At 62.5% G+C, this 14,921-nt stretch carries 14 protein-coding genes and 2 pseudogenes; 7 read left to right on the plus strand and 9 right to left on the minus strand.

Features of this window, described 5'->3' with window-relative positions; all coding sequences use genetic code 11:
* Nucleotides 1–137: 137 nt before the first annotated feature.
* Entirely contained in the window at nucleotides 138–1,148 is a 1,011-nt protein-coding gene (locus tag NX05_RS00940; RefSeq protein WP_017112282.1) for an energy transducer TonB, read from the plus strand.
* A gap of 343 nt (nucleotides 1,149–1,491) precedes the next feature.
* Here NX05_RS00940 and NX05_RS00945 read toward each other — a convergent pair whose 3' ends face one another.
* The 6 genes and pseudogenes from NX05_RS00945 to NX05_RS00970 all read right to left on the minus strand — a co-directional run bounded on the left by NX05_RS00945 (nucleotide 1,492) and on the right by NX05_RS00970 (nucleotide 6,887).
* Nucleotides 1,492–2,682 carry an ABC transporter permease gene (locus tag NX05_RS00945; RefSeq protein WP_010379180.1) on the minus strand — a complete coding sequence of 397 codons (1,191 nt, stop codon included), beginning with the start codon at nucleotides 2,680–2,682 and terminating at the stop codon, nucleotides 1,492–1,494.
* Complete coding sequence (locus NX05_RS00950) at nucleotides 2,679–3,425, minus strand: ABC transporter ATP-binding protein (protein WP_039437238.1); 747 nt, start codon at nucleotides 3,423–3,425, stop codon at nucleotides 2,679–2,681. The genes NX05_RS00945 and NX05_RS00950 overlap by 4 nt, the downstream gene beginning before the upstream one ends.
* Nucleotides 3,426–3,456: 31 nt before the next feature.
* Complete coding sequence (locus tag NX05_RS00955; RefSeq protein ID WP_039437240.1) at nucleotides 3,457–5,058, minus strand: alpha/beta hydrolase; 1,602 nt, start codon at nucleotides 5,056–5,058, stop codon at nucleotides 3,457–3,459.
* 287 nt (nucleotides 5,059–5,345) lie between these two features.
* Nucleotides 5,346–5,546: a helix-turn-helix transcriptional regulator gene (locus tag NX05_RS00960; protein WP_010369869.1), complete on the minus strand. Its 201-nt coding sequence runs from the start codon at nucleotides 5,544–5,546 to the stop codon at nucleotides 5,346–5,348.
* A pseudogene (locus tag NX05_RS00965) lies at nucleotides 5,543–6,131 on the minus strand (hypothetical protein). The gene NX05_RS00960 and the pseudogene NX05_RS00965 overlap by 4 nt, the downstream one beginning before the upstream one ends.
* Before the next feature lie 483 nt (nucleotides 6,132–6,614).
* Nucleotides 6,615–6,887 carry a metal/formaldehyde-sensitive transcriptional repressor gene (locus NX05_RS00970; RefSeq protein ID WP_010369866.1) on the minus strand — a complete coding sequence of 91 codons (273 nt, stop codon included), beginning with the start codon at nucleotides 6,885–6,887 and terminating at the stop codon, nucleotides 6,615–6,617.
* A gap of 61 nt (nucleotides 6,888–6,948) precedes the next feature.
* On the opposite strand from NX05_RS00970, the gene dmeF reads away from it, so the two are divergent.
* Nucleotides 6,949–7,929 (plus strand): CDF family Co(II)/Ni(II) efflux transporter DmeF, encoded by a 981-nt coding sequence (gene dmeF, locus NX05_RS00975; protein WP_039437246.1) that lies wholly within the window; start codon nucleotides 6,949–6,951, stop codon nucleotides 7,927–7,929.
* 84 nt (nucleotides 7,930–8,013) lie between these two features.
* On the opposite strand, the gene NX05_RS00980 is transcribed toward dmeF, so the two are convergent.
* Nucleotides 8,014–8,736, minus strand: coding sequence for a ferredoxin--NADP reductase (locus NX05_RS00980; RefSeq protein ID WP_039437249.1), 723 nt, complete (start codon nucleotides 8,734–8,736; stop codon nucleotides 8,014–8,016).
* A 140-nt stretch (nucleotides 8,737–8,876) separates the two neighbouring features.
* Here NX05_RS00980 and NX05_RS00985 point away from each other — a divergent pair, with 140 nt between their 5' ends.
* The 4 genes from NX05_RS00985 to panE all read left to right on the plus strand — a co-directional run bounded on the left by NX05_RS00985 (nucleotide 8,877) and on the right by panE (nucleotide 12,318).
* Nucleotides 8,877–9,872, plus strand: coding sequence for an ABC transporter ATP-binding protein (locus tag NX05_RS00985; protein WP_039437251.1), 996 nt, complete (start codon nucleotides 8,877–8,879; stop codon nucleotides 9,870–9,872).
* The gene (locus NX05_RS00990) at nucleotides 9,869–10,681 is read left to right on the plus strand and encodes an ABC transporter permease (RefSeq protein WP_172645773.1); all 813 of its coding nucleotides are present in this window, start codon (nucleotides 9,869–9,871) and stop codon (nucleotides 10,679–10,681) included. Before NX05_RS00985 ends, NX05_RS00990 begins: the two co-directional genes overlap by 4 nt.
* A 1-nt stretch (nucleotide 10,682) precedes the next feature.
* On the plus strand, nucleotides 10,683–11,267 hold the full coding sequence (locus NX05_RS00995) for a hypothetical protein (protein ID WP_039437258.1): 585 nt from the start codon (nucleotides 10,683–10,685) through the stop codon (nucleotides 11,265–11,267).
* 112 nt (nucleotides 11,268–11,379) lie between these two features.
* Complete coding sequence (panE, locus tag NX05_RS01000; protein ID WP_039437261.1) at nucleotides 11,380–12,318, plus strand: 2-dehydropantoate 2-reductase; 939 nt, start codon at nucleotides 11,380–11,382, stop codon at nucleotides 12,316–12,318.
* 113 nt (nucleotides 12,319–12,431) lie between these two features.
* On the opposite strand, the pseudogene NX05_RS25195 reads toward panE, so the two are convergent.
* Both NX05_RS25195 and NX05_RS01010 read right to left on the minus strand, forming a co-directional pair.
* Nucleotides 12,432–13,331 (minus strand): annotated as a pseudogene (locus NX05_RS25195) (XVIPCD domain-containing protein).
* Between the two features lie 104 nt (nucleotides 13,332–13,435).
* Nucleotides 13,436–13,984 (minus strand): hypothetical protein, encoded by a 549-nt coding sequence (locus tag NX05_RS01010; protein WP_039437264.1) that lies wholly within the window; start codon nucleotides 13,982–13,984, stop codon nucleotides 13,436–13,438.
* A 388-nt stretch (nucleotides 13,985–14,372) separates the two neighbouring features.
* Between NX05_RS01010 and NX05_RS01015 the strand changes: the two genes are divergently transcribed.
* Nucleotides 14,373–14,888, plus strand: coding sequence for a hypothetical protein (locus NX05_RS01015; protein WP_039437267.1), 516 nt, complete (start codon nucleotides 14,373–14,375; stop codon nucleotides 14,886–14,888).
* Nucleotides 14,889–14,921: the final 33 nt, after the last annotated feature.

Below are 14,921 nucleotides of genomic sequence, written 5' to 3' on the forward strand. Positions count from 1 at the left end.
TTTCGACGATCTGCTGCGCAAGCTTGGCTTAGACCGGCCCGGCAATGCTAGATTGCGGCATTGCCGTCCATTGCGGGAACAATGGCCGGCGCTCGCCGCAGCAACGTTATCTTTCGCATTCGGGGTAAGGGAGACGCATGTTGGATCTGACACAGGGCCGTATGGCACGCCGGATCGCGCCGGTCATTTTGTTGGTTGGCCTGGCCGCCTGCTCCAAGCAGGAAGACAAGGCCGCCACCACCGCGCCAGCCACTGGCAGCACGCCGGCAGCACCGGCGGCCGCACCGACACCTGCCACAGCGGTCTCGCCGCAAGTGCAGTCGATGGGCGCCGACCAGCTGCGCGCATCGGCCACCAAGGCACTGCAGGACAACCGCATGTACGCCCCGGCCGGCGACAACGCGCTGGAGTACTACCTGGCCTTGCGTGAGAAGCAGCCGCAGGACGCCACCGTCAACAGCGCGCTGACCGACCTGCTGCCCTATACGCTGATCGCCGCCGAACAGAGTATCAGCCGCGAAGAATTCCCCGAAGCGCAGCGTTTGATTGCGTTGATCGAAAAGGTCGACCCCAAGGCACCGGCATTGCCGCGCCTGAAGAGCGGCCTGGAAACCGGCATGAAGACCGCCGCCAACCGCTCCGAGCAGGATGCCGAGCAGGCCAAGAAGCAGGTCGAGGACAAGGCCAAGCAAGCCGCCGACCAGAAGCGTCTGGCCGAGCAGCAGACCCGCGAAGCCGCTGCTGCCCAGCAGATTGCCGCGCAACAGGAAGCGGCCCGCCAGCAGACCGCCGAGGCCGAACGCCAGGCCGCTGCACGCCGTCAGGCCGAAACGCCCGCGCCGGCACCAACGCGTCCGGCTCCGGCGCCTGCGGCCGCCGCGGCACCGGCCGCGCAGTCGCTGCGCCCGATCAGCACCCCGGCACCGCGCTACCCAGCCGAAGCATTGCGTGCCGGCACCTCCGGCGAAGTGCTGGTGGAACTCACGGTCGGCACCGACGGCTCGATCACTGCCTCGCGCGTGCTGCGCGCCAACCCACCGCGCGTGTTCGATCGCGAAGCGCTCAACGCAGTCAAGCGCTGGCGTTTTGAGCCGGTCGCCGCACCGGTGACCACGCGGCGCACGCTGTCGTTCAATCCGGGCGGTTGAGTGAGTGGCTGGGTGGCTGGGTGGTTTGCTGACGGCTGACTGAGTGAGTGTGTTAGTCGCTGGTCGTTGATTGACGATCGTTATTGATGCACTGCACTCCCGGCAAATGCCGGGCGCCAAATAAAAAGCCCGCAGCGATGCGGGCTTTTTGTTGGTTAGTCATCCGTACCCTCATCTGCCCTTGGGGCACCTTCTCCCCCATGAAGGAGGACAATGTCCCCAGGGGAGAAGGGATGCTAAATGCCAGGAAAGGCACTGCAAGCCCCTCTCCCTTGGAGAGGGGTTGCGGTGCGGGTACGGTTTCGCCGGGCACTTACAGCGAACAGCCAATTGCTAAAGAACATCAGCCCGAAATCGCCAGACGCTCCTGATGATAACGGCGCACTGCCGCATACCACAGCAATGCCGCCACACCGAAACCGGCCAGCAGATACACCGCCCAGGTCTGCACGTTGATGGTCTCGTGGCGGATCACCTTCAACAGCATCTGGTTCTGTGCCAGAAACGGCACCGCAAAATGCCATAGCTGCGTCTTCAGCGGATACGCCATCAACGCATAGCCCGGCAGCATCGGCAGCAGCAGCAACCAGGTCATATGCGCCTGCGCTTCCTTCATGCTTTTGGCGGCGGCGGCCAGATAGGTCAGCAGCGAGGTGCCGACGAACAGCATCGGCACCAGGATGAAGAGCATCTGCAGCATCGGCAAGAAACCGACATTGAGCTGGCGCCCAAGGTTGGACGTGGACAGCTGCGCACTCAGCTTGAACGCCAGCAAGGTGAGCAACAACGACACCATGCCGATCACGCAGGCCGCAGCAATCTTGCCGCTGACAATGGCGCTGCGTGGTGCGGGCGTGGCCAGCAACGGCTCCAGCGATTGGCGTTCGCGCTCGCCGGCGGTGGCATCCAGAATCAACGACGCGCCACCCAGAAACGAGGTGATCACCAGCAACACCGGAAGCAGCATCGCCATCATCTGGCCGCGTTTGGCTTCGGCAGTGGCCAGGTCTTGCGCGGCAACTTCCAGGGGCCTGGAAACCTGCGCATCGATGCCGCGTGCCAGCAAACGCAAGGCGCCGACCTGCTGGCTGTAGCCGGTGAGCGCGGCCTGCAAGCGCATGCCTGGCACATCGGCCTCGCGGCGCGTGCTGTCCTTGATGATCTCCACCAGCGCCGGCCGACCTTCGCGCCAGTCATCGGCGTAGGTGTCGCTGATGCGCAGTGCCACATCCACATCCTGGTTGCGAATCGCCGCCGTCAGATCGGCTGGCGCATCTACTGCATTGAGCCCTTGCGCGGCGAGAAAACGCACCAGATTCGGCGCGTTGCTGCGACCGAGGGTGGGAATGTCGAGCGGCTTGTCGATCTGCGTACGCACGCGGCTTTCGCTTAAGGCACCCATGCCCAGAATCAGAATCGGGTAGAGCAACGGCGATAACAGCAATGCCAATGCCAGGGTGCGGCGGTCGCGCGAGATGTCACGCAATTCCTTGCGCAGCACGGTCCATAGCGTGGAGAACAACGATGTGCTCATGCGTGCAATCCCTCGTCCGAGCCGATCGCCTTGACGAAGGCGTCTTCCAGATTGTTTTCACCAGTGGCAGCGCGCAGTTCGTCAGCGCTCCCGGATGCCACCACCGTGCCCTTTGCGATGATGACGATGCGATCGCACAGCGCTGCCACCTCCTGCATGATGTGGCTGGAGAAAATCACGCAGCGCCCTTCCGCACGCAGCTGCTGCAAGAAGCCACGCATGGCACGGGTGGTCATTACATCCAAGCCGTTGGTGGGCTCGTCCAGAATCACATTGCGTGGGTCGTGTACCAATGCGCGCGCAATCGCGGTCTTGGTGCGCTGACCCTGGCTGAAACCTTCGGTCTGGCGGTCCAGAATGTCGTCCATGTCCAAGGCCTTCGACAGCAGCGTTGTGCGCTGCGCGATCTGTGCGCGCGACATGCCATGCAACTCACCGAAGTAGGCGATGTTCTCGCGTGCGGTCAAACGCTTGTAGACGCCGCGTGCGTCCGGCAACACGCCGAGTGCGCGGCGCACAGTCACCGGGGCGCGGGCGACATCCACACCATCGATGGTGACCCTGCCCTGGTCGGGTGACATCAGCGTGTAGAGCATGCGCAAGGTGGTGGTTTTGCCGGCACCGTTGGGGCCGAGCAGGCCGGTGATCTGGCCATCGGCAGCGCTGAAACTGACCCCGTCGACGGCTTTCACCAGCCCGGCCTTGGTCTTGAACGACTTATGCAAAGTATCGACGACGATCATGCGAGCGCCTCCGTGGCGTGGTCGATGCGGCTCATGGTTCCCATCCGTTGAACGAGGTGAACGCGGGCACGGTGTTGAGGTTGGCAACGCAGGTGGTATCCAGCGCCTTGGCATCGGCGGTCTGCATGAACTGGCTCAGCACCTTGGGCATGCAGCCCAGCCGGAACACCCCATGCCCCTGCCCGGGCGCAATCACGTGCCGGCCGTTGGGCAGTCCCTGCAGTACCCGCTCGGCGTAGCGTGGCGGCGTGACCGGATCGAGCTGGCCGGAGAGCAGCAACACCGGCAGCGTCGATCGGAACGGCGCGCTCGCAGCGGCCGGTGCCGGTTTGGAGGGCCACACCTTGCACGGTGCAAAGAACATCTCGGCCACCTCGTTGCCCAGCAGCGTGGCGTCCTTCTGGTCGGGTGCGTGATAACGCCCGGCGTCTTCGCTGCACAACACCGACCATTGCATCAAACGATTCATCTGATCGGACATGCCAGAAGCGCTCATCTGCGCCAAGGCCATCAACGAGGCATACCGACCTGCGGCCGCTTCATCGAGCACCAGAGGCAACAGCGATGCGGTTTCTGGCGCATACGAGAAACCGAACGCCAGGCCCGCCACGGTGTCGGCAGTGACCTGCTCGTGGCGCAAGGCACCCGTGCGCGGATCGCGGTATTCCACCGCCACCGGTGCCTGCCGCAGCCGCTCGACCACCTGGCGCAACTGCGTGGCGGTATCGACCGGAAAGCGCTTGGCGCAGGCAGGCTGCTGGCGGCATTGCGCAGACTGCAGCGCAATCGCATCTTCGAAGGTATGCGCGAACTCGCCGCCGATCACCAGATCGTTCGGCGCCACGCCATCGATCACCACGGTGCGCGTGTGCTGCGGATAACGTGCGGCATAGTGCTGCGCCACACGCGTGCCGTACGAGGCACCGATCAGATTCAGCGACTGCACGCCCAGTGCCGCGCGTACCGCATCCAGATCGCCAATGGCTTCGCTGGTGGTGTAGTAACGCGGGTCGGCGTCGTTGCGCAAACCGTCGGCGCATCGGGCTGCATACGCAGTCAATTGCTCGGCGGTGGCTTCGCTGCTGTTGTCCAGCGCCAGCGGCTTGCCGGCCGCGTCACGACACTCCAGCGGATGCGAGCCACCGGTGCCGCGCTGATCGACCAGAAAGATGTCGCGCTGCTTGCGGACTTCATGCAGGCCCATGTCCACGATCGCCGCGACTTCGGTGGCCGATTGCCCCGGCCCACCAGCAATGAAGAACACCGGGTCGGGCGCGCTGCCGCCACCGGCTTCGCTTTCCAGCCAGGCAATCTTCAACGCGATGCTGCGCCCGCTCGGCGCGGCCGGATTTTCCGGCACGCGCAGCGTTGCGCATTGCGCTTCGATGTTGCCTGCAGCACCACCAGCACTCAGCGTGCACGGCGTGAACAGCAGCGTGCCGTAACGATTGCCTGCTGCGCTGCCGGGTGGGTTGCTTGCAGCAGGCTGCTGCGCAGTCGTACCCGGCGCTGTCGCGGTGGATTTTCCTGCAACGTCGTTTGCTGCGGCGGGCGCTGCGGCGCGCTGGCATCCTGCAGCCAACATCGCGATCAGCACGGCCGCCACTACTGTGGATTGCTTGACCATCGTCATCCTATCTCCTGGTATCCCTGTCCCCTGACGTTGCAAACGGCCACACGTGACCGCGGCAACGAGAGCGTGTTATGTACTTTGAGGTGAGTGCGAAGCGTCCTGTGGCGCGTCGAGACAAGGCGTGCGCTTTGCCGAGGCTGGCCGCCTGGGCAAAGCGCGCAACGCAGTATCGGCGCGCCACAGGGCACTTCCCGAAGGGTTGGCCGCCAGCGGCACGGAGCGCCGCGCAGCACCCGCTCCGCGCCGCTGGCGATCAACGCATCTCATCTCAAAATACATAACACGCTCTAATGCCCGTCTTCGTAAAGAAAAACGTGCTCGATCGATTCCCCAAACAAACGTGCGATACGAAACGCCAATGGCAGGCTGGGATCGTATTTGCCGGTTTCCAGCGCATTGATCGTCTGCCGCGACACGCCCAGCCGTTCGCCTAACTCGCCTTGCGACCAGCCACTGGCCTCGCGCAATTCGCGCACGCGGCTATTCATTCAAAACGACGCGCGTGGATGCTTTTGGTAATGCCGTAGATGGCGCACAACAACGGAAATACCCATAGCATCGCCGCGCTCGCCGGAACATCGATCAGCTCGGCTGCCTGCAAGAATCTGGCGGTCATATACGCACCGCTGACCAGGCCGGCGGCAATGGCGATGGCTTCCAGTTCGATACGTCGGTCCATCTCGTCCGAATCGCGCACGTAACGCGCCACCGCACGAATCACCAGCACGACCAGCACCGCCGGCAGCAAGGCGATCAGCACACGCGCCCAGTTCGGGCCGACATGCCCAAGCAGATAGCGCCAGAACAGCATCACCACCACGTACAACGGCATCGGTACGCCGAATTCGCGGTGATACCGCTGCGCCAACGCTGGGCGGGTGCTGTCGCGCAGATTGCCGCGCGCCAGCCACATCGGCACCGAAAACAGCATGCACGACCCACCAATGCCGGCGCTGAGCCAGGCGATGTAATCGTCCATCGGCAGCACCTGCCGCAGACCCAGCAGCCCGATACCGAGGAAGAACACTCCCACGCAGAACACCCAACAGCGTCTTGCGCTTGCAATTCGTCATTTGCACGGCCTCGGAGAAGCGACTGCCTGCGCTGCACGAGCCCTGCGCATACACCTGGCGGCTGTTCGCACAGTGCGTTGCGGTGTGCGGGCATGCCTGCATTCCATTTGCCTATGCTGCTGCCGCATCACATTCGCCTGTCAAGTACGCTTGACAGGCAAGATGCGCTTACTCGAACCTTCTGTCAAGCACCCTTTACACATTCGAGCCGGCGCATGGGCGTCGTCTGCGTTGCTGGCGGATGTTGTGCGATGCATGCAGTCAGACACGCGCGGTTTTTGCGTCGTCGGCGCGCCACTACATGCATGCGGTCCAAGGCGGCGTTCCCAACGGTATCGCGCAACTTCTGCAGTGGTGACGCATGCGAAGTGGCTTGTGATGCACATTGCCGCACGCCGTTGCCTGCGTGAGATGGCATCTGCATGCCGCACCAGCGCAGACCACGCCCGCTTTGCGATACGCGCAGTCGCTTCGTTGACCGCTCTATTTCAGATAAGTCTTGAGGATGGCGGTGATGTCGTCCACTGCCAGCTCGCGCTCGCCCAGTGCGTCCGGCGCGGCAACGTGGTGCTTCAGATGCTCGCTGAGCAGCTCGACCATCAAGCCCTGCGCCGCGCCGCGAAAGGCGGCTACCTGGGTCAGTAACGCGGTGCATTCCACGTCCTGCGCCAGGGCTTTTTCCAGCCCTTCCACCTGCCCGCGCATCCTGCGCACGCGCGCAAGCAACTTGGATTTGTCCTGATTGAGATGCGCCACCTATACCCCCCTGGGGTATTTAAGATACCCTGTGGGGGTACCTTAGCCAGAGCCACACCCGATGTCGACAACGCACGCCGCGCCGCATTGCGCGCAGTCGCACACCTTCGCCAGCGCCAATCCGCTTGCCGAGCGCAGTACCCGCAAGGCGGTCATCCTGACCGTGCTCATGATGATGGTGGAGATCGTGGGCGGCTGGATGCTCAATTCCATGGCCCTGCTCGCCGACGGCTGGCATATGAGCTCGCACGCGTTGGCGCTGGGGCTGGCGTTGTTCGCTTATCGCTTTGCGCGGCAGCATGCCGGGGATGTGCGCTTCACCTTCGGCACCTGGAAGGTCGAAGTGCTGGGCGGCTACACCAGCGCGATCCTGTTGTTGGGCGTGGCCGGGCTGATGGCCTTCCAATCGGTGGAACGCTTGTTCACGCCCGAGCCCATCCAATATCGGGAAGCCACCGTCATTGCGGTGATCGGCCTGCTGGTCAATCTGATCTGCGCGTGGTGGCTGCGCGACTCGCATGGGCATGCTCACTCCCACGGGCACGACAGTCACGGCCATGCGCACCCACACGATGGTCATGGTCATCACGATGCGCACAGCGATCTCAATCTGCGCGCGGCGTATCTGCACGTGGTGGCCGATGCCGCGACCTCGGTGCTCGCCATCGTGGCGCTGGTTGCCGGCATGCACTGGGGCGTGACCTGGCTGGACCCCATCATGGGCATCGTCGGCGCGGTGCTGGTCACCGTCTGGGCCTGGGGGCTGCTGCGCCGCACCGGCAGCGTGCTGCTGGATGCGGAGATGGACGCGCCGGTGGTGGCAGAGGTGAAGCAGGTCATCGCCGAGCTTGGGCATGCGATCGACATTGCCGACCTGCATGTCTGGCGCGTCGGCAGCGAGCGGTATGCCTGCGTCGTCAGCCTGGTCACTGCAGCCGACATCGATGCGGAGCTGGTGCGCCGCGCACTGCAGATTCACGAAGAACTGGTGCATGTCACGGTGGAGCTGCAGCGGCCTGCGCTACTGAACGCTGCGGCCTGAGCACCGCAGCAACGCCGGGCCGCGCTGCAGGCCACAGCGTACCTGCGGGCGCAGGCGGCTTGCACGCGCAGGCTGCAGGCCGCCTCAGACCTTAGGCGGCGTGGAGCTGACGTACTTCTCGCGGCGGATCTGCGCACTCGGCAGCCCGGCCGCTTTCAGCGCTTCCAGGCAGGTGTCCACCATGTCGGGGTTGCCGCACAGATAGGCGATATCGTGCGCAGCATCGGGCGCGAACTCGGCCAGGTGCTGCTGCACGTAGCCGTGCCGTACATCGGCGTGCGGCTGCTCGGGCAGTTCGCGCGAGAAGCACGGCACGTAGCGGAACTGCGGATGCGCATCGGCAAACGCGCGGAAATCGTCGCCGTACAGCAGCTCGGCCGGGGTGCGTGCGCCCTGCAGCAACACCACCTGCACGCCGCGGGTGGCGATGGCTTTGGCCAGCAGCGGCAGCATCGAGCGATACGGGGTCACCCCGGTGCCGGTGGCGATCAGCACATAGCGCTGGTTGTGGTCGCCTGGCTGCAGGCAGAAGCGCCCGTAGGGCCCGCTGGCCTGCAACTGGTCGCCAATCTCCAGGCCTTCGAACAAGGCCGTGGCCGAGCCGCCGGGTACGAAACTCACCGCAATATCCACCGCCTCGCCCGGTCCCAGCGCGTGGTCGTGGATGGTCGCCAGCGAATAGCTGCGCTTGGTCGGCGTGCCATCGGCGTAGTCGAAATGGATCTGGATGAACTGGCCGGGCTGGAAATCCAGCGGCTGCCCGTCGTCACGGACGAACTGACAGTGGGCCACGGTGGGCGCAAGCATGCGCCGGTCAACAAGCTTGAGGGGGAATTGAACGGGCACGAACGTATATAGGACAGTCTGTGACGGGGGCAACCCCCAACGGGCTTCTATAATAACGGCTGCAACTTGCTGCGCCGTCACCCTGGCGCGAAGGACCCGGCTTGAATTCCCCATCTCCCAGTGCGCCCGCCCTGCGCGTGTGCGATCTGCGCAAGACCTACGACAACGGCACCCAGGCGCTCAAGGGCGTGTCGCTGGACGTGGCGCCCGGCGATTTCTTCGCCCTACTCGGCCCTAACGGGGCCGGCAAATCCACCCTGATCGGCATCATCAGCTCGCTGGTGAACCTGTCCGGCGGGCAGGTGGAAGTGTTCGGTACCGACCTGGTCCGCCACCGCAGCGATGCGATGCGCCTGATCGGCCTGGTGCCGCAGGAAATCAACTTCAACCTGTTCGAAAAGCCGTTCGACATCCTGGTCAACTACGCCGGCTTCTACGGCATGCCGCGCAGCCAGGCCGAAGCGCTGGCGAAGGTGGAACTGCGCCGCGCGCACCTGTGCGAAAAAGCACAGGTGATGAGCCGCACGCTCTCCGGCGGCATGAAGCGCGGGCTGATGATCGCCCGCGCCATGATGACCCAGCCGCGCCTGCTGATCCTGGACGAGCCCACCGCCGGTGTGGATATCGAAATCCGCCGCGACATGTGGCGTGTGCTCAAGGACATCAACGCCGCCGGCACCACGATTATCTTGACCACGCATTACCTGGAAGAAGCCGAGCACCTGTGCCGCAACCTGGCCATCATCAACCGCGGCCAGATCGTCACCCAGGGGCCGATGCGCGAACTGCTGGCCAAGCTCGACGTGGAAGGCTTCCTGTTCGATATCGACGGTGAGCTGCCCGCGCAGTTGCCGGTGATCGAAGGCACCACGCTCACCGCCATCGACGGCCACACGCTGGATCTGGACATGCCGCGCGCGATGGACCTCAACTGCGTGTTCGCCGCCCTGGGCGATGCCGGCATCCGCGTGCGCTCGATGCGCACCAAGAGCAACCGGCTGGAAGAATTGTTCGTTCGTCTGACCGGGCCTGGCGAGACTGTCGCCGCCCCGGCTCCTGCCACAGCGGCGCCTGTGCGCCCGGCAGGCCACCCATGAGTTCTTCGGAGCCGTCGATGTCCGCCACGCCCGCAACACCCCGCCAACGCAACTGGATTGCGCTGTGCACCATCGTGCGCCGCGAAGTGCAGCGCATCCTGCGCATCTGGGGCCAGACCCTGGTGCCGCCGGCCATCACCATGACGCTCTACTTTTTGATCTTCGGCGGGCTGATCGGCTCGCGCGTCGGCGACATGGGCGGCTATAGCTACATGCAGTTCATCGTGCCGGGCCTGGTGATGATGAGCGTGATCCAGAACAGCTACGCCAACATTTCCTCCAGCTTCTTCGGCGCCAAGTTCGGCCGCCATGTGGAAGAGCTGCTGGTCAGCCCGATGCCCAATTGGGTGATCTTGTGGGGCTATGTGTCCGGCGCGGTGTTGCGCGGGGTGCTGGTCGGCGCAATCGTGTTGATCATCGCGATGTTCTTCACCCCGGTGCGTATCCCGCACCCGATCGTGACACTGACCACGGTGCTGCTGGGCGCGATCATCTTTTCGCTGGCCGGCTTCGTCAACGCGGTCTACGCCAAAAAGTTCGACGACGTGGCGATCGTGCCCACCTTCATCCTGACCCCGCTGTCCTACCTGGGCGGCGTGTTCTATTCGGTAAAACTGCTGCCCGGCTGGGCCGAAGCCGCCACCCAGGCCAACCCGATCTTCTACATGGTTAATGCGTTCCGCTATGGCCTGCTCGGCAGCTCGGATGTGCCGATCTGGGTGGCCTACGCATTGATGCTGGGCTTTGTCGCCGTGCTCAGCGCGGTCGCGCTGTGGCTGCTGCGGCGGGGCGTGGGATTGCGGAGCTGATATGGATCACAAGTATGTGACGCAGAGCGTGGAGGGCTATTCGCATGCGCTTCTCGCGAGCGCGGCTCGCTCTTTCCTTGAAAGAAGCGAAGATGCTGCAGAGGAACAGCCTAACCATTTCGCGCTAGGCGCCATGATGATGTGCTGCTTCGCTTTGGAGGCTTATTTCAACCAACTCGGGCAGACGCTACATGAGCGTCAAATGATTCTCCACCTCCAAGACATCCGAGATTTTGAGCGCAAGGTACCTGATCAAAAGTTCCTGGAATTGATTGATGCGTTAGATCTCACGTTAGAAAGCATCTCGCTTAAGACGGTGAATCAATTCTTCAAGTTCCGCAACAGAGTCGCGCATGCAAAGCCTTATTCGCGCGAAGACGAGAGCACCACATGGAAAGGAGCTCGGCCGCTCATTCCCAGCACAGATCCGCCTTGGGCTAAGCAGGCAAGACCGATAGAAGCACGTCGGTTTTTTGAGGACATGGAGGAAGTCATAAGCCGCATGAATCAAGCTAGCCTGCAAAAGATAGGTCAGGATTTCCCACTGAATGTCTTTGGCGGTGGTAGTCAGGTCTACTGCCCATAAACAAAAAGGCCCCGGCGAGTCCGCCAGAGCCTGATGCCGACCGAGAATCCCCGATCCGGCTGAAATCATAGCGCACGTCTGTGCGTTCGAATTAAGTTGAAAGGAATTTTTCATGCGTATCTTGATCCTCGGCGCCGGCGGCACCGGTGGCTATTTCGGCGGACGTCTGGCGCAGGCCGGCGTCGACGTCACCTTCCTGGTGCGCGAAGCGCGTGCGGCGCAGTTGCAGGCCGACGGCTTGCGCATCCGCAGCCCGTTGGGCGATGCCGATCTGCAGGTGGCGCATGTCACCGCGCAGGACCTGTCGGCGTTGGTGGCGCAGCAGCCGTTCGATCTGGTGATCCTCAGCTGCAAGGCCTACGACCTGGACAGCGCGATCGAAGCGATTGCGCCAGCGGTGGGCGAGCACACCACGGTGTTGCCCATCCTCAACGGGCTGCGCCATTACCCGGCACTGGACGAGCGCTTCGGCGCGACACGGGTGCTGGGCGGGCTGTGCTTCATCAGCGCGACCAAGGGCGAGCACGGCGAGATTCTGCACCTGGGCAAGCCGGCGGCGATGACCTTTGGCGAGCGCGATGGCAGTGCCGCGTCCGCGCGGGTGCAGGCGTTTGCTGCGGCCTGCGCGCAGGCCGGCATCGATCATGTGGCCAGCGAGCAGATCGCGCTGGAACAATGGATCAAGTACAGCTTTCTCACCGCGCTGGCCGCGGCCACGTGCCTAATGCGTGCGCCGGTCGGCGCGATCGTGGTCACCGACGACGGCCGTGCCTTGATCAACGGCCTGTACAACGAATGCCTATGGGCTGCGGATGCGGCCGGGCACTCGATTCCCGAGCCTGCACGCGCCAAAGCGTTGCAAACGCTGCTACAGGTGGATTCGCCGCTCAAGGCCTCGATGCTGCGCGACCTGGAAGCCGGCCAGGACGTAGAAGCGGCGCAGATCGTCGGCGACATGCTGGCGCGCGTACGCGAGACCGGGCGCAACGCCCCGCTGATGATGGCGGCCAATGTGCACCTGCAGACGTATCAGGTGCTGCGGCATAGTTGATGCTGTTTGGAGAGTTGCCATGCTCGGCGTGCACCAGTCGGCGCGGTGCCTCGCTTACCTCCCACAGCACGCCGCTGGCACACATGGTCAAAAGCGAGCAGATGCATCAGCCCTCACACCATCCGATGCTGAGGAGCAGTCAACTGCTCCCGCTGCTGTTCATGCTGCTGAGACTGCTGTAGCCGCTGCTCTCACTGAGTGACTGCAGCTGTGCCAATGACTGCGCGACCGGTTGTGCGATCGCATCGTTCGTCTTCATATGCGCCATCCTGTGCGCAGGGTCGTTCAACGCCCCTTCGACAACAAACACATTCTCGCCCTGCCGCGCAGACTTGGTTTCCTCGCTCAGCACAACGTAATCGATCCGCGACAGCCCGTTCTCCTTCGCAAGATACGCACTACTTGCTGCAAGGCGGGCGCTGTTGTCGTCGTAATCACGACCCAGGCCTTGTTCGAGACAGAGAATGGCTTCTTCTGCTTGGCGGTGTAGTGGATCCTGCGATGGCGTACTTGCTGCGATTGCAGTGACATCAGCTGATGTATGTCTGATTTCCAAGCTGGGCCTCACCGATCACCTTATGCCACCACTGCTGATCGGGCTTGGGATTGATGTGTTCCTTGTTCAACTCACTTTTTGGCATGGGTGCAGGAATACTTCTGACATCGTCTACATTTTCCGCCGGCCTGAGCGCGCCCTCAAATACTTTGTCGACCCCTTTCTTAGTCATGCGATGCAGGCCCGCGTGATTGAGTGCATCCCACGTAAAGTCGATACAGCTATTATCCGCCCCGTTGTAGTGCATATTGAATCCGCTTTTTGCAGGATTCGCACCAAAATCTGCCAGCTTTTCGTACTGCTCCTTGCTGACCTCCATCGCACGTGAGTAGTAGGGATCCTTGTAGGTGTCAACGTCATTAAAAGAAACTCTCCCTGGCCCGCTGGCTGCGCCATGCTTGACCGGCGAGAACCCATAACTTTTAACGGTCGCCCCATCGTCAATCGAATAGTACATATGACCACCGAAAGACGTTCCTCCAGCCATCAATGGCGTACCTGCGGCAGCAACGTAGACGGTGACTGCATAGCGCTTTTCATGATCATCCACGCTTATTCCCCTTACTTTCCCTTGTAGGCGTAGGCGACAATAAGTTGCGCATTCGCCGCAATCAACGCCTCGGAATTGCGGTCAAAGCGTAGCGTGAGCCGATATCGGCCTGGCCGAACAGCATTATTGTATCCAAACGCCAACTCTCTAGACGCAGCATGTTCCACGGATAGAGCGGCGTCGCGCATCGTCGTCCCGTCCGCATCAAAGGCGAACAGACCAGGCGCAATGCCATCAGCAGATAAGGGAATGGACGCCTGCTGCCCTACCCCCACACGTTGACTACGCTGCAATCCCACGAGAATTGCACCAGATGGTTCAATCCGTTCTAGGTGAAGCTCGGCCGAAACACCAGCGCTAATTAGCCTGTCGGCAGTTTCGGAAACTGCAGTTGGATCGACGCCGGTCACCCGCACACCGATGAATATGGGCGGAGTAGGGTCATCCGGAAGTGCAGGCACATCGAATTCCAGGTCAACGGGCACACGGTGATTTGGAGTCAAGCTCCGCACCAGTGGGATGGCGGTTCTCATCTCTATCTGCTCCTTTGCAGTGGGCATAGTGGCAGGCGGCAATGGCGCGCTGCATCCGGCGATCAGGCAGGCGATCAATGCCGTGGATGCAAAGCGCTTTCGTTGGTTTGCACGGGGCACGGTACTTATCCAGTGAGTGGTTATACAGCAGCCGGGATTTTGCTAGTTTATAAGCGACACCGTGTCATGATAGTAGTCTGTCGCAGTCAAATTTAAATAGACATACCAAGCAGCAGATTTTTCGTGGCGCCTTTGGCCGTGAGCATCAGCCTTCCGGCCGTCGGGTGTTGTAAAAGCCACGCAGATATAGGGGGCATTCGACTGACTCCGCTAGCCACAGCGCTTTACCGCCGCCTTCGCACCGCCACGACGCCAAGCACACGATGCTCTGCATCCCTCTATCGCCGTCATCATCATGAAACTGCTCAGCCACCTGTTCCGTGCCGGTCACTTCGTGATTCTGGCGTTTTTCGTGCTGTGCGCGGCGGGCCTGGTGACGATGGCCGGGCTGGAGTTGTGGCACGGCTTCACACCCGGCGGCGACATGGTGGTGCGCGACCGTTTCAACGTGGTGCTGGAAGCGGTGGGCCTGCTCACGGTGGCGCTGGTGACGCTGGAACTGGGCCAGACCATTTTCGAAGAAGATATCCTGCGCGACGTCAAAGTCAGCGGGTCCACACGCGTGCGGCGTTACCTGTCGCGCTTTTTCGTGGTGATCGTAATTGCGCTGGCGATCGAGACGCTGGTGTCGATCTTCGAACTGATGCATGCCGACCCGGCCAAGCTGCCGTATGCCGCAGCCGTTGGCTCCTGCGCGGCGCTGTTGCTGATCGCCTGGGGCGTGTTCGTCAAACTCAATCGCAGCGCCGAAGAGCTGGAACCGGAGGCGATGGAAGAAACCAAGCGCGAAGACCGTGAGGTGCAGGAGTAAGCGCGGTCATAGCGGCTAAGTCCACGTAGTAAG

It is taken from the genome of Xanthomonas vasicola (genome assembly GCF_000772705.2).
GTDB classification, from domain to species: domain Bacteria; phylum Pseudomonadota; class Gammaproteobacteria; order Xanthomonadales; family Xanthomonadaceae; genus Xanthomonas; species Xanthomonas vasicola.